This is a genomic window from Cellulophaga sp. 20_2_10 (assembly GCF_023476645.1).
In the GTDB taxonomy this organism is placed as follows: Bacteria; Bacteroidota; Bacteroidia; order Flavobacteriales; family Flavobacteriaceae; genus Cellulophaga.
Genome location: NZ_JAMCOJ010000013.1, coordinates 3,750 through 18,671 on the forward strand (window position 1 = coordinate 3,750; position 14,922 = coordinate 18,671).

The following is a 14,922-nucleotide window of genomic DNA, read 5'->3' on the forward strand; positions in this document are numbered from 1 at the left end:
TAGCAGGGCGTTGGCATTAATTAAAACCAAGTCACTAAAAACAATGAATGATTAAAAAAATATTCTCTCAATAATTAGATTTAAACCTTAATCAAGGTTTAAAAATATTTTTGAAAATAAAAATAATTATGAATAATAACCTTGAATATATATTTAGTCATTTATGAAAAATCTATTAAAGTATTCTATTTTTTTTGGACTAGTAGCTATTATAATTATTGTTCTAATTTATTTATACACACCAAATACAAGAGGAAGTGATGCAATGGGAAATGGTATTGCAGATGGATACAACACTATTGGATTTATGATATTTATTATTCCGTATTCACTTATAATTATATTTTCTTTTTATAAGTTTTTAATGAATCAATCTGAATTTGAAAATAAATCCATTTGGACTATTATTCATATTGTTCCATTCTTATTTGCTGTTTGGTATTTAGTTGGAAATTATATTTTACAACCTATTCTAGACGCTATACAAAATTGATTGTCAATGAAAAATATCTACTGCTAACACCATAAATAATTTATTACTAGTTCTAGCCTATTCACGAATACAGAAGCGTAGGGACTCGCGGACTTTCTATCTGTGATTTATTTACTAATTTAGTTCCTGAACAACGCAACAAGACATATATAAAAACGTTAGCAACTATTAAAACAAACTATATGAAAACAATAAAATTAATGTTTTGTCTTTTAATTTTCACTTCTTTCACAATTCAAAAAAATAAGAAAAAAATTGATAATAAAGATATTACGCTAGAAGTAAAAGCAGAAAAAACAGAATATAATAGTAATGGCTCTATTAATTTATATATTGTAATTAAAAATAATTCAGACCAAGACATAACAATATTACAACCTTCAAACAAATACGGATTTCAGATGGATTTTTTTAGGGTCGAATATGAATGCGAAGTTCAATATCCCTTTGAAACGACTCAAGCTCGAGTGATAAAAAAAACTGAAACAGATATAATTACAATTAAATCAAAATCAGAAATAGAATTAATATTAAAAGGAAATCTTTACAATGTAAAATGTAATAAACCAAAAATAACGGAAGTAATAGTTACTTATGACACTACTAAAGAACTATCAGAAAGGATTATAAGCAAAATTGGAGTTGAAGAAAATAAAATTAAAGAAAAATTAACAAAGTTAAAAATAGAAAACAATGAAACTACTATTGAATAATAATGCTTGCTAAAAATGCATAAAAAAAATGGGTTTTTGGCTAAGTTCTTAATCAAAAGTTGACTGCTTTTAATTCACGAATTACCCATAGCCTAAGTGCCAAGTGCAAATCATAAAACTCTATTACAAATTGAAGAAAAAAATACTCTTTAAAAATTATATTTTAGTACTATTGACTTTATTTTTAACCAATTGTAAAGACGTAAAAAGCACTAAAACGGAAATTAAATACGTTAATGCCGAATCAGGTTTAAATTATAGAGATAAACCTAACGGTAAAAAAATCGGCAAATTCAATTTTAATGATAAGCTAATTATAGAATCACACTCAGGTGTTTTTCAAAAAATTAATGATGGGGCTAATTCTTTAAATGGCGAATGGGTTAGTACATTATTACATAATAAAAAGGTATTTGTATTCAATAGTTTTCTATCGGATACCAAATCTAAATTAAAAACTCAAATTAATGCTGAAATTGATTCATTAACGGAGGTTCAAATAAAGAAAAACATTGCAGAAGAGCTCCGTAAATCTACACAAGAACGTATAGACGAATATCAAGTTTTTAGAAAAGAACAATTAGACTCATTTAAAGACAGGTATAAAGATCAATCTCCAGGACAAGAGATGCTTGAGAGTATGAAACTTGAAGCAAAATGGTCTAAACAAAGTAACGAAGGTATTAAACCTGTAAAAGACACTGTTGTGGTTACTGATGAAATTAGTTTACTATTAAACTTAAAATCAAATAGAGTTTTTTTAATTGATGCTGCTATTTTAAATTTTCACCAGAACAAAGTATTGTACCACAAAGAAATATTTAATATTAATGACCACTTTGTCTCCACTCAATCTGGCACTCTATTCCTTAGAAATCTTAAAAACGTTGAATTTATTGGCAGAAAGCAACGTGTATATTTCACCTGTTATAGATACGGGGAGTCATTGCTAGAAACGTTAGACGTTGAAAAATTTGTGTTCAAGAATTTCTGCTTCTATTATCCAACTAGACAAGAAGACCTTAAAAAGCAAGAAGAGAACCTGAACAAAGACTATTACGGTTTTTCTGCTATTAGAATAAGTGGAGGATATGGTAAATTTATTAATTGCAATATCAATGGAGCCTTTTTAGGAGCTGACCTTAACAATATATATAATGACAATGGGATACGTTTTGAAAACGCTGCGTTTACTAATATTCAAAAAAATGTGCTGGCATTAAATACTGCAAAGAATATTGTTTTAAATAATGTAAAGATTATGAATAATGATTGTAAATCAATTATTCAAATGAAAAGAGATGAAGGTAGTGGTTCTCATGGTAGAGAAGAAATTAGTATTCACAACAGTTTAATTACCAATAACAAAACCAAAAAGCTATTAGGGTTTGGAAAAAGCTTTGAAAACAAGCCTTTATCCAGTAATGTTTATTTTAAAAACTGTGAAATCAGTAATAACAGCTTTCAAAGAGCTTTCTTAAACTTTGACTACAGAAAAGAAAGGAATGCACAGTTCAACAGTTGTAACATAAACAGTAATAAAATTTTTGATGTTTATGAAGATAGTTCTTCTTTCTTCTTAAAAGGGGCTTATGATAATTCTGTGCAATTTAAAAAAACCACATTTAAAAATAATGATTGGAAAATTACCAGCGAAGAGCATAAAAAATATTTTAGCCGTTTAAACTAAAAGTAAAGTATTTATATTTAGCTACGTAATAAACAGAAACAATAGTGCTTTATCCTCTGGCTTAAGTTCCTTATATTTAAATGTAGCAGTAAGATAAAAACAAATTATTATCTATTCTTTCTATTGATCCGTTACATCAAAATTAGAGAATACCATTTTAGAGATTAAAAAACAGCGACAAACATATGCGGTATCTTTTTGCCATTTTACTATTACTATTTTTTTTCTCTAGTCGTACTATTCATAATAGTAAAAACGATCATAAAAGTCTTGCTATAGATTCTGTTTTAACTATAGACAATAGCAATTTTAGAGTAATTCGTTACTTTGAAAATCAAAGAGAGCAATCAGAAAAATTATATGACACTTTACTGTTCGAAAATAAGATAAAACCACCTAATCACTTTCGGTTTAAACTCTATGACCTCCATGAAGTTTTTTTTAGATGTTATAAAAAAGGGGATAATATTGTTATTAGCTATAATTTTTTAATGGAAAATTTATTCACACAAAAGAGATACTTTTTTCACGTGTATAATAATCTAGGTGAAATTAAAGATTTATCAAAAATTGACTATCTGAAAAAAGAAATTTCGTTACGTGATTGGGCTGGTAAGATGTTATATATTAATACAAAAAAAGATCTTCATTTTACCATAACCAATGACACTCTAAAAATATTAAGTGATAAAAAGATTGAAAGAACCCTTTTTTTTGAAAAAGATACCTTTATACAGGACTATGATTATAGCAAAATAGAAACTTTAAGCTATTTTGAAGAAACAGATAGTCTAAACGAAGGATTTGACTTCAGATTTATAAATATAGTTCCTGTAAAGAAAAAAGATACTATACTGTTTAGAAAGTGGTCTAATGGAAAAAATCAGCTCCTTTTAAAAAACAAAACTTATAAAATAACAACTGGCGAATTCATAGAATATTACAAAACAGGAGACTCTATATTTACTAAAGCTAAGTTTTATGTAAAAAATTTAACCAACAATAAGGAGTTTAGTTTTTACACCTATGCAAATTTAGGCACCAGTACATCTTATGCAAATGAAGAATTAACTGCGTTTGTATCATTAGATAAAAAGAACGACGACACCGGTATTTTTACCTCCAGTTTTGGAAGAACCTTAGAACCCTTTTTTATATATTTTAAAATAGAAAACAATAATTTAAGGATTAGTAACCTATACTCAGATAAATTTTACAGAAATCAAAGAACAACTTATAGTCTAGATACTTTACTGAATATTGGGGAGAATGATTTAATTGATATCAAAAAATTATGGAACAACCACGCACAAAATAACAATAGAATTTACTTAAACGATTATAATACAAAACATAATTTAAAACCAAAGGCAAACATTATTGTAACTCCCAAATATATAGACTATGAATACAATAGAAAAGAGCCTATACCAACAGAGCCACTTGTTTTTAATTTGACATTTGAAAATTATGGCCAATGCGATTTTCATCAATCTTTTGTTATTAATGATCAAATAGATTTTGAGCAAAAGGTAGCATACAATCTTACTTTTAATAAAGAATTTGCCAGCACCTTTAAAATTAAACTAGATCAATACGTAATAGGAAGCAGTCATCAAACATTCACATTAAAAAAGGTAGGAAAAAAAATCATACTAGAAAATGAGTTCAGGACTCAAGATGATACAGGAATACTTGAGACTATCTTTTTTATTTTTGAAAAAGTAGAAAATAAGTATACACTTACAGAAGCATATCAGCACCATAACCATTACAACTATTATTCGGAAATAAAATTAATAGATGGTGTTTACATCTTAGATTCAGATTAAAAATATAAGTGCAAAAATTTAAAGCATACTAATGAATAGGCTATACAGGCTTAAGCAAAAGGTTTTCGTGTTTTTATAAGGTCTTGAAATTTTTGGTTCCAAGGCTTAGGGCTTGTTTTGGATTATAAAAAGCTTATTTACAACAGCTATAATTAATAGAGGGCTTGGTACTTATTATAAATTTTAGTGTACTTTGCCGGGTATGTCAAATCTTTTAAAATTTGGCTTCAAAAATTGATAAGCTAAAAACAAAATATAAAACTTTGGCTCTGTGTTAATTCAAAAAGTTAGCGCTTTATACGCAAAGCCGTTATATCTAAATAAAAATGAAACCAAAACTACTAAAGACAAAAATTAAGCTTGAAAACGATCGTGTTCTACTGCTCCCTTTTGAGGACAAACGAAATGAAGAGCTACAAGAAATAATCTTTGATAAAGAAATCTGGGAGTTTATGGGTATGAGCATAAACAACGAACAGGGTTTTAAAAATTACATTTCCAAAACAATTAAAGATAAAAACAATGGCTTATGCTATCCCTTTCTAGTTATAGACAAACTAACTAATAAAGTGGTAGGGAGCACTAGATACGGCAATATAAATACTGCAAACCAGAAATGCGAAATTGGTTGGACCTGGTATGGAACAGAGTTTCAAGGCACCGGTATAAACAAAGCCTGCAAGTACGAGCTATTAAAATATGGTTTTGAAAAAATAGGGTTTAGAAGAATACAGTTTAGTGCCGATAAAGAGAACTTAAGATCTCTAAAAGCAATTGAAAATTTAGGCGCTAAAAAAGAAGGGGTTTTTAGAAATAACTACATTGCACCCAACGGAGAAAGTAGAACCGATGTTTATTTTAGTATCATTAAAAACGAATGGATTGCCATTAAGGAAGAACGCTTTTCTGAATTTGAAACTTATTAAAAAATTAGTGCCGTAATTATAAAACAACTAAAATTAGCTTTAGTAACAACTGGCTAGAACAACATTTTTAATTAATCTTGACTGCAAATAGTTTTACAAAGAACTTAGTGTCAAAAAAGAGTATGCCCAATAGCATAGAACTAAAATATGGTTGTCCTAATATTTCTGGACAACCATATTTTTTTTAAAATGTAAGGGGCAACCAAACCCAAGCGTATTGTTATAACAACTTAAACTATATCGAATGTAATATTCTCTATATCGCAACCATAAAAAATGCTGTTTTTATAGCTTTCGAACTTTGCTGGTAACGTAACTTTTTTAAGCTTTTTATTATTTGCAAAACCTTCCTTTGGTATTTCTGTTAAATGCTCCGGAATTGTTAGTTCTACAAAGTCGTTCTCTGCAAAACAATCGTTAGCCATATCTAGTACAGTCTCTGGTAAATTTAAACTAGTAAGTGCATTACCAACAAAGCAAAACATTGGTAAAAACTCAATATCAGACTCTATAACAAGTTTTTCAATTTTATTTCTCCCAAAAGCACCACCACCAATTTTGTTCACTTTATTAGGTATTATTATTTCTTTTAATTCATTCACATAAAAAGCATCTTCACCTATATATTCTAATAAACTTGGTAATATAACCGATTCAATTCCTTTTTCACAAAAAGCCTCTTTATAGATATAAAGTACAGGCTTATCATTAATGTAATCTGGTATACTAATGTTTTTAGCTTCCCCTGTATAATCTATAATTGCTATACCATCATTAACTTCTTTAAAAGAGTAATTTTTATTAACTGAATCTGATTGTTCCATAGTTCTATTATTTTATATTAAAATTTACACCCCTTTTGGGTCTAAAATATCTTTTATAGCATCTAATATAAACGGAAGGTAGAAGTCATCAAAAAGCAATTTGTTTTCGTAGCTATTGTTTTTGTATTCGCAACTTTGGGTAATTAATACATATAAAAACAAATAGTTTAAATTTACACTACTAGAGCAGCACAAAACAGAAGATTACAAGCTCTATTATAAAGCAAATTTAAGATGAAAACTGCCGTTAAAATAATAGTTCTACTTGTAACCTTTGTATTAATTTCTTGCAAGGGAAATGCGCAAGAGACTAAAAAAAGTATCTTTCCAGAATCGGTTGGAATTATAAACGACTACAGTAAAATTTTTACGGAACTACAACGTAAGCAATTAGCAAAAACTCTTTACGATTACGATGTTAAAACTACAAGACAAATTGTAGTAATAACAGTAGACAGTATAAGTCCTTATACCAACATTCAGAAATATGCTACCGATTTAGGTAACCATTGGGGAGTAGGTACAGCAGAAAAAAATAACGGACTAACAATAGTTGTCTGTACACCTTGTAGAGAAATGGCAATAGCCACCGGAACAGGCACAGAACTAGTATTAACCAATGAAATTTGTACAACTGTACTAGAAAAAACAATACTACCAGAATTTAAAAAAGGTGATTTTTATAGCGGAATTGAAAAAGGCATAACAGAATTAATTATAAAATGGGAGTAGCCTCTTTTTCTTAAGCAACCTAAAAAAAATACTATGATAGAAACTTTACTTTTCTTATTCTTTACCATTGTTGGCGGTATATTACTTATAACTTCCTTAATTTTTCTAGTATTTGGATTAATTAATACATCATCAAAACTTAAAAAAATAGCTATAGGAACAGGAATTGCATTACAAGCCTTTTAAAAGACAATCTCCTAAAAAATACACTAACACCTGCCAGCAGATAGTAAACCTGCTAAAACACAACAAAACGAACAAGAGCGATCTATTCTTGATCTAACTGCGCTTGTGTAACGTTCTGGAAAGATGGTAAACTCTCTGTAATACTACCAGCACCCTTTTTGTTTATTTTAAAAATAACATCTTTAGTAGTTGTAAATAACAACACAGAAAAGAAAGACTTTCTTAAATACGGTTTTAAAACCAAAAAAGCCTCATCTAAAGTAAGCTCCTCTTCCACGTCTTCAGTTTCTCTAGACCTGTACCTAAATTTAAGTAAAACTGTAAAACCGTTTTTAGAATATACGGGTCTAACAAATATATTTTTTAAGTCTGGCTTACCTATAGTTTTTGCCATAGTTAATTTGGCAAAGTTACCTTCTTTTACACTTTCTTTTACTTGTTCCCAGAAAACAACAAACACATCTTGGTAAGGCATAAACTATAAATTAAATGATATATATTTTGGAGCCTCAAAAGTAACACTAATAATTCAATTCATAAATTCCTAACTGCCTTAATGACTTAAGCTAGTATGTAAATAGTCTATTTTATACTACATTTTAGAGTTAAGATCTACTCCTATTTACAACACTACATTTTAATTGTACAAATACCCATAGTAGTATACCAAACACATAGAATTTACAACCAAGTATACATTTTATTTTTTTCTATTTAAAAAATATACAGAATAATTAACGGAACAAAACTTCCGCATATCCTGCCATATTGGTAGTATAAGTAACCAAAAGTTCTGCATATAAAAAAGTTGCTAACGTTTGTATAATTAATTGCTTGGTTTCAATTTACTAACTTTAGTACTTAAAACAAGTAACTAGCAAAAAACCAAAACCGTTAAGTAAACCCTAAAAAACAGAATGGAAAATAAGACAATGACTGAAAGATTTGCTATCTGGAATTTTAAAGATGTTCCTGGTGCGTATGTTCCTAAAAAGTTATTAAACATGGAGCGTATGCTTCGCCTTTTAATGGGTGTTTCTCTTATCCATGATATGCCAGATAATCTTCAATTTACTGCAGATCCTGACTACCCAAATGATCTGCATATGTTAGATAGCTTTGGCAATACTCAGAGCATTATTCCTATATCCCCAAAGCTAAAAGTTTTCCTTGAAAATAAAAACATACCCAATCTGGAATTTATACCTGTAGCCATGTTAGACCATAAAGGAGCTGTGATAGCGCATTATTTTTTATTACACTCTACAGAGGTCATAGATGCCATAGACAAAGATGAAACAGAGTTAGAGGTAGATAGTTTAAATACCGAAATGTATGATACGGTAGAGGACCTAACCTTGCTTGATGAAAGTGTTCCTGCTCATATTCAAATCTTTAAAGTAAAAGGCTTGTACGATGTTACATGTATAAGTAAAGAACTAGCAAAAGAGATTGATATTAATGGGTTTACAGGTATTTCCTGGAAAGAAATCTCTTATTATAGTTGTTAATAGTAATCTTGAAATACTAAACTAATGAAGAACCTTTTTACTGCACTATTTTTTATAATAACGCTTACTAGTTTTTGCCCCATAAACAAAAACACTCCTGATAACGAGGCTCTTATTAAACTATACATTAAAGCTAGAAACAATTATAAAACATCAAAAATAATAACTTTGGTTGATAAAGGTTACAAGGAAACATTTGTTGATGGAAGTTTAGAAATTAAAGATCTAGAACACCTAAAAGAGACTATTCTATTTCAAAAAGGAATAGAATCTAAAATTAAATTAATAAGCTTAGAATCTACAGATGAGAATACCGTAACAACCATAGAAGAGTACAGTAGCTATATTGATATTGCTCTTGGAAGAAGACTGAGGACGTTTAAAATACTCTACACAATTAAAAATGGCAGAATTTTAAATCAGAAAATCACCCCTTTAAAAGGGTATGATGAAATCACGGAATTCAATACTACATGTTGGGTGCATTTTACGGAGTTTTGTAGTAAAAATAAAATAGACTTTGATAGTTCTAAAATGAATTATGAAATGGCTGTTAATTTAAAAAAAGCATTAGAAAAATACTTGAATAGTAAAAAGTAACTACATACAACAATGTAAAAACATAAAAATATGGGCTGGGATATAAGTTATCATCCAATATCTGAAAAACAAATAAACGAATGGTATTTTGATGTGTTAGAAAACCAAGATCTACTAGAAAAATTAGCATCAGAAAATAACATTGAAGACTTTTATAAAGAAAAGTACGCAGATACTATTAAAGTGGGGTTAGAAACCAAAGAAGATGCTGTATTTGATACGCGTCACGGATATTATGTTGCTGTTGTTCAAGGTTTTTTTCAAAAATATTTCTACACTAGAGGTGCTGCCCTTTCATTTTCAGAAAACTCATCACTACAAAAGTATTTTAAAAATTGGAGAGACATTATACCAAATGATAAACTGACCACAAATGTAAATAATCGTATAGTTAACAATTATTGTTCTGGTGTTTACATTCCAGAAAACAAAGTAATTGAGCTGCTTAACGATTACAACAGCGATCCTGAGATTAAAAAAGAATTAGATCACTTGTTTTCTCACAATAGAATTAATGAATTTCTAAAAGCCTTAAACTTTGCAAAAGATTCTAATTTAGGACTATTAGAGGCTACAGAAGTTGTAGAGCCAAACCCAATAGATTTAAATGATTCTGCTTGCTACTCTAACTTGTTTAATTGCGATGTAGGCGGTGCTTTGCTTTATAAACAAGCTGCTATGGAACAATTTGCTGAAATTGAAAAAAGGAAAAATTTACCTGAAGGAGAAATTGCATCAAAAGCTAAATATGAAGTAACACATATTGCTCCTGTTAAAAAAAAGGAAAAAGTAGGACTTTGGAAAAAACTATTCGCGAAATAAATCTACTGCAAAAACGGAGTATAATTAATTGTCTAGCTCAAGCCTATTTGCAAACATCAAAGCTTTATTGTACTTAAAGTAAATGTTTTACAGCAACTGAAGTTAAATTGGAGGGAACAGTAAATCAGCCAGAAACTTAAGTAATGAAGGTTATTTTTAGAGCAAACTCTAAACTTAACTTAGCACATTTGTAATTGTAGAACGAATATATATTTTACGTCTACGCTTATGCCTTTGGCTTTCTTTTTAAAAGGTAAAACCGCTACTTTTAGTGTACACAAATACAAGTTGTAAAATAATCTTGTGTTTACTTCTTAAAAATAACAGTGACATAATTTAGGTAACTTATGAAAAAAAAGATTCTACTAAACATCCTATTCGCTTTTTTTATAACATCTTGTATAGCACAAAATAATAGAATTGAAAATGCACTTACAGCATGTAGCTACGAGGCTTTTTCTGATAATGGAATAGCATTTAAAAATAAAATTAGTTCTTACCAAAATTTACTAATTAAGGAAAAAATAATAACGGACCTAAGGGGAAAAAGTTACTTACAGCTTTTGCAAAAATTTGCAGACGGAAAAGGGTTAAACAAAGTTCCTTCTAAATTATTTATAGCAGAACTACAAACAATTAAAAGTCCAAACAGTGATAAAACTAGAGAATGTCAGAAAATAATTAAAAACGCATCTGAAGAGTACAACAACACTACTTTTAAAGCTTTTGAGAAAGTAATTAGCAATTAATATTCGCCTAACTCACTTGTTGTAGCGCTTTTAAAACTACTAACAGAAGAAGATCTTGAACTTGATTTTTATAAAAAAAGAATTCTTGTTCTTACTAGTAAAATCTATATGGAATAAAGAAGTAATAAAAACAAACAAAATGAAAAATATAGTTCGTGTTTTAGTATTGCTTTTAGTATTTACTTCTTGTAAAAACACATCAAAAAATACAGTAGAAATTACAGTAGAAAATCTATCTTATACCAAAGACTCAATTTCCCAACCAGCTTTTAATGAGACTCAAATAATTGTTCAAAAAATACTTGACCTTCCTGAACTTCAATGGGTTTACCATCAAGAATTAAAAGAAAGATTACCTGTAAAAGTGTTAGAGTCTAAACTAATTGATAAACGCTTAATCCTCCATAAATTTGGGCAAACGGTTAGCATACTATCGATGTCCGAATTAGAAAAAGAAGGAATTAAAGACTATGTCGTATTTAATAAAATAGAAATAGGTAAAGACATCACTTATTTTGCACTCAATTACAAAATAGAAGGCGCTGGTTGCAGCGGAAAGCTCATAAAAGAAAATGGAGAATGGAGCTTTAGTAACTATAGTGTTTGGGAGCGTTAAAACCAAAACACAACATAGTCCCTAATCTTCTTAAAAAATGAAATACCATAAAACAATAAATACCCTATTTAAGTAATAATGTAGCAAAAGGAGGCCTGCTAAAATTGTAGCACGTATTCTATTTGGTTTCTATTTCCTAAATTAGGCGTTTAAATACTAAATTAACCATACGCTAGCACGTTATTGAATTCTATAAAATGAAACTTCACATTAAAAGATTTCTTCTAATTGTAAATCTTCAAACCTTACTAATTTCTGGATTAGCTGTTATTTCTACAGCAATATGTATTCATTTTAAATATGAAGCCGAGTTTCCGCTAACCTTGGTTGCTACGTCTATTATTTTCCCAATTGTATTTTCTATTGGTGGTGCATACAAAAGAAGAGAAGCCGCTTTAAAAGAATATGCTGCTATTAAAGGTTACTTACGTGCTATATATTTTGTTTCTAGAGATTGGATAGATGCTCCAAAACCGGAGAATGTTACAAAGATGAACAACATAATATACGATTTTTTTAGCAACTTTAAAATTATGTTTACCAGTCCAAAGTCAGATTTAATAGAGAACGAAAAACGTGTGTACGACAGTTTCTCAGACTTTTCTCTGTACATAAAACACGAGTTAAGAGGAGAAGGTTTGTCTGCCGGTGAATGCTCTAGAACAAATCAATATTTACAAAAAATGATGATTTCTTTTGAGTCTATAAAACACATTTACCAATACAGAACACCAAGAACATTACGTGCTTTTAGTTCTTTATTTATAAAAGTACTCCCTATTGTTTACGGTCCTTATTTTGCTTTTAAGGCAGAAGAGATGTCTTGGGGATTAGAGTTTGTAATTCCTATACTCTTAACTATGATCCTTGTTAGTTTAGAAAACATACAAGAACATTTAGAAAACCCTTTTGACCAAATTGGTGAAGACGATATTAAGTTTAATGTAGACAAGTTTATAGAACGTTTAAACCATAAATCTACTGATAATGACTAGCAACTACTCGTTATCTTGCATAACAGCCGCCAAGTAACTAGCATCTTTAGACACACCGCCTAAAGTTGCAGAACCGCGTGTAAACATCCACGGTAAACCAATAAAATACAAGCCTGTAATATTACTAACGCCTCTGTAATTTTTAGGGTAACTATCTGCATCTAGCTCTAGCCCTTCGATCCACTTAAAATTGGGTCTATAGCCGGTTGCCCATACAATGTTTTTAATGGTAGAGACTTTTTTAGTTTCAAACACAATCTCGTTTTGCAAGGCATCTTTTGTTCTACCAGCCGTTATTACATTTTTTCTAGAAAGAATTTCTTTAACATCTGTACCAATAACGGGTTGGGTAGACGAGTTTATTTTTTTTCCGATCCAACTATACTTGCTGTAGCTTAAAAAACCTACCAAGGTAAACCACCACCAAATTGTTTTACCCAAAAAGTGTTGCGGAATAGATTTTACGGTAGTATCTCCAGAGAAATAAACAGTTCTAGAGGCGTCCTTAGAGATCTCGTTTAATATTTGGTATCCAGAATCCCCGCCACCAACAACTAAGGCGTCACCATCTTGTAATTGATGCACACCCTTGTAATAATTGCTATGCATTTGTAATATCCTGTCTGCTATTTTTGTATTGCAAGGCGGCGTATATGGTGTATGAAAAGGCCCTGTAGCTATAACTACATTCTTAGCCTCTAGCTCGCCATCTTTATGGGTAATAAAAAAGCCCTTTTCTGTTTTGCGTACCGCAGTAACCAATGTGTTTAATTGTACCGGTATAGCAAACTCTTTTACATATAATTTAAAATAATTGGCAACCTCAACTTTGGTTGGGTAATGCCCATTAGCAGCGTTAAATTTTAAACCAGGTAAGTGATTATATTGAGTTGGAGTAAATAATTTTAAAGAGTCCCATCTATTTAACCAAGACGCGCCAATTTCTTTTTCGCCATCTAGAACAACAAAATCTTTTTTCATCATTTTTAAATGGTACGCCATAGCTAACCCAGCTTGTGCACCACCAATTACCACATAATCTAACATCTAAACCTTTTATAATTTTATGTAAAAGTAGAAACAAAAGTAGGACTAGCTAGTAGATCTGTGTTTAATTTTAGTTCTGGTTAAAATGTGACATTTATTGTAACTCTATAAAAATTAACAAGTACATGCTATTTAGCTACAATTACAGAAATACGTATTTTTACTATAAAAAATAGTTTTAAATTGTAAGAAAATTAGGGATAAGAGTTATTTCTATAAAAAATATTCAGAATGATAAACGGAACAATAGTTTCGCATATAAGCAAGTTGTACACCATTTAAAAAATGCAGAAAACCGATGAATATATCGCAAGCAGGTTAGTATGGAAAGCTGAACAATATAAGCTTCCTACTGAATATTCATTTTACTTTAAAAATATTACGCAAAAAAAGAAGGACTATTATTCTGAATATATAATAAACCAAAATATTGGAATACCAACGTTACTTCTTACACAACCAAATAGTACTAAATGGACTATTATTGGGACTCGAAAAATTGTCTGGGGAGATACTAGAAAATCAGAATCCTTATTATTTTCAAATATTAAGAAAATCAACACTCATTCTCTTAATAGTAAGGAGGAAATGGAAGAAGTATTTAACGGTGCTTTACCAAAAATGGAATGGAATGAATTGACTTTGACAAAAAAAAGCGATGAAAAAGCCATTGTTTATGCATTAAAAGGTTCTGACTTTTTTGCTATGTGGAATATAATAAGAATGGTATGGCAGCTAAATTCCCAATAAAAACTGTGTACAAAAAAGCCTAAACGTAACCTATAATATGAAAAAATCAAGACGAATAATAAAATTTGAATTTCTGTTTATAATTATTGGTGTGCTATTGAACTCTTGTAATTTAAATAAAAATAAAGTTTTAAATCAAGACACTAAGACTGAAAAAAAAAGTGAATTAGTATACCTTGAAATTAGGTTACCTTTTGAATCTTCTAATAATTGGAAGGGAAACGATGTCAATTTTAAATTAACTGATAATCACGGAAAAATAGTAGAATCTGAATAAAATACTATAAGCAACAATGCATATTAAAAATAGGATTTACTCAAATTTTATCACTTATAAATTGCCTACTTTACAGATACCCAACCGTTGTAAATAATTCCCAAATCAGAACTAAATTAATTACTTTGAAATAAAAAAGCTGACTGAAAAGGGAAATCC

General features: G+C 29.5%; 18 protein-coding genes. 15 read left to right on the forward strand and 3 right to left on the reverse strand.

Annotated elements, in window-relative coordinates:
* Positions 1 to 163: 163 nt before the first annotated feature.
* The 5 genes from M4I21_RS16645 (at position 164) to M4I21_RS16665 (ending at position 5,654) form a co-directional block, all read left to right on the forward strand.
* On the forward strand, positions 164 to 493 hold the full coding sequence (locus M4I21_RS16645; RefSeq protein ID WP_249560357.1) for a hypothetical protein: 330 nt from the start codon (positions 164 to 166) through the stop codon (positions 491 to 493).
* Between the two features lie 182 nt (positions 494 to 675).
* Entirely contained in the window at positions 676 to 1,206 is a 531-nt protein-coding gene (locus tag M4I21_RS16650) for a hypothetical protein (RefSeq protein WP_249560358.1), read from the forward strand.
* Positions 1,207 to 1,336: 130 nt separating this feature from the next.
* Positions 1,337 to 2,896 (forward strand): hypothetical protein, encoded by a 1,560-nt coding sequence (locus M4I21_RS16655; RefSeq protein WP_249560359.1) that lies wholly within the window; start codon positions 1,337 to 1,339, stop codon positions 2,894 to 2,896.
* A gap of 491 nt (positions 2,897 to 3,387) precedes the next feature.
* A complete protein-coding gene (locus M4I21_RS16660; RefSeq protein WP_249560360.1) occupies positions 3,388 to 4,728 on the forward strand; it encodes a hypothetical protein in 1,341 nt (446 codons plus the stop codon).
* A gap of 326 nt (positions 4,729 to 5,054) precedes the next feature.
* Complete coding sequence (locus M4I21_RS16665) at positions 5,055 to 5,654, forward strand: GNAT family N-acetyltransferase (protein WP_249560361.1); 600 nt, start codon at positions 5,055 to 5,057, stop codon at positions 5,652 to 5,654.
* A gap of 230 nt (positions 5,655 to 5,884) precedes the next feature.
* Here M4I21_RS16665 and M4I21_RS16670 read toward each other — a convergent pair whose 3' ends face one another.
* Positions 5,885 to 6,478: a leucine-rich repeat domain-containing protein gene (locus M4I21_RS16670; RefSeq protein ID WP_249560362.1), complete on the reverse strand. Its 594-nt coding sequence runs from the start codon at positions 6,476 to 6,478 to the stop codon at positions 5,885 to 5,887.
* A 234-nt stretch (positions 6,479 to 6,712) separates the two neighbouring features.
* Here M4I21_RS16670 and M4I21_RS16675 point away from each other — a divergent pair, with 234 nt between their 5' ends.
* Together M4I21_RS16675 and M4I21_RS16680 are read left to right on the forward strand one after the other, a co-directional pair.
* The gene (locus M4I21_RS16675; protein ID WP_249560363.1) at positions 6,713 to 7,210 is read left to right on the forward strand and encodes a TPM domain-containing protein; all 498 of its coding nucleotides are present in this window, start codon (positions 6,713 to 6,715) and stop codon (positions 7,208 to 7,210) included.
* Between the two features lie 33 nt (positions 7,211 to 7,243).
* A complete protein-coding gene (locus M4I21_RS16680) occupies positions 7,244 to 7,396 on the forward strand; it encodes a hypothetical protein (RefSeq protein ID WP_249560364.1) in 153 nt (50 codons plus the stop codon).
* Between the two features lie 82 nt (positions 7,397 to 7,478).
* On the opposite strand, the gene M4I21_RS16685 is transcribed toward M4I21_RS16680, so the two are convergent.
* Entirely contained in the window at positions 7,479 to 7,871 is a 393-nt protein-coding gene (locus M4I21_RS16685) for a hypothetical protein (protein WP_249560365.1), read from the reverse strand.
* A 442-nt stretch (positions 7,872 to 8,313) separates the two neighbouring features.
* On the opposite strand from M4I21_RS16685, the gene M4I21_RS16690 reads away from it, so the two are divergent.
* The 6 genes from M4I21_RS16690 to M4I21_RS16715 all read left to right on the forward strand — a co-directional run bounded on the left by M4I21_RS16690 (position 8,314) and on the right by M4I21_RS16715 (position 12,689).
* The gene (locus M4I21_RS16690; protein ID WP_249560366.1) at positions 8,314 to 8,907 is read left to right on the forward strand and encodes an imm11 family protein; all 594 of its coding nucleotides are present in this window, start codon (positions 8,314 to 8,316) and stop codon (positions 8,905 to 8,907) included.
* Positions 8,908 to 8,931: 24 nt separating this feature from the next.
* Positions 8,932 to 9,507 (forward strand): hypothetical protein, encoded by a 576-nt coding sequence (locus tag M4I21_RS16695; RefSeq protein WP_249560367.1) that lies wholly within the window; start codon positions 8,932 to 8,934, stop codon positions 9,505 to 9,507.
* A gap of 30 nt (positions 9,508 to 9,537) precedes the next feature.
* Positions 9,538 to 10,329, forward strand: coding sequence for a hypothetical protein (locus M4I21_RS16700; protein ID WP_249560368.1), 792 nt, complete (start codon positions 9,538 to 9,540; stop codon positions 10,327 to 10,329).
* 347 nt (positions 10,330 to 10,676) lie between these two features.
* Positions 10,677 to 11,078, forward strand: coding sequence for a hypothetical protein (locus tag M4I21_RS16705; RefSeq protein WP_249560369.1), 402 nt, complete (start codon positions 10,677 to 10,679; stop codon positions 11,076 to 11,078).
* A gap of 139 nt (positions 11,079 to 11,217) precedes the next feature.
* Positions 11,218 to 11,694 (forward strand): hypothetical protein, encoded by a 477-nt coding sequence (locus tag M4I21_RS16710; protein WP_249560370.1) that lies wholly within the window; start codon positions 11,218 to 11,220, stop codon positions 11,692 to 11,694.
* Positions 11,695 to 11,891: 197 nt separating this feature from the next.
* On the forward strand, positions 11,892 to 12,689 hold the full coding sequence (locus M4I21_RS16715) for a hypothetical protein (RefSeq protein ID WP_249560371.1): 798 nt from the start codon (positions 11,892 to 11,894) through the stop codon (positions 12,687 to 12,689).
* Between the two features lie 3 nt (positions 12,690 to 12,692).
* On the opposite strand, the gene M4I21_RS16720 is transcribed toward M4I21_RS16715, so the two are convergent.
* Positions 12,693 to 13,736 (reverse strand): flavin-containing monooxygenase, encoded by a 1,044-nt coding sequence (locus tag M4I21_RS16720; protein WP_249560372.1) that lies wholly within the window; start codon positions 13,734 to 13,736, stop codon positions 12,693 to 12,695.
* Between the two features lie 285 nt (positions 13,737 to 14,021).
* Between M4I21_RS16720 and M4I21_RS16725 the strand changes: the two genes are divergently transcribed.
* The gene (locus M4I21_RS16725) at positions 14,022 to 14,486 is read left to right on the forward strand and encodes a hypothetical protein (RefSeq protein WP_249560373.1); all 465 of its coding nucleotides are present in this window, start codon (positions 14,022 to 14,024) and stop codon (positions 14,484 to 14,486) included.
* Between the two features lie 37 nt (positions 14,487 to 14,523).
* The gene (locus M4I21_RS16730) at positions 14,524 to 14,763 is read left to right on the forward strand and encodes a hypothetical protein (protein WP_249560374.1); all 240 of its coding nucleotides are present in this window, start codon (positions 14,524 to 14,526) and stop codon (positions 14,761 to 14,763) included.
* Positions 14,764 to 14,922 lie beyond the last annotated feature (159 nt).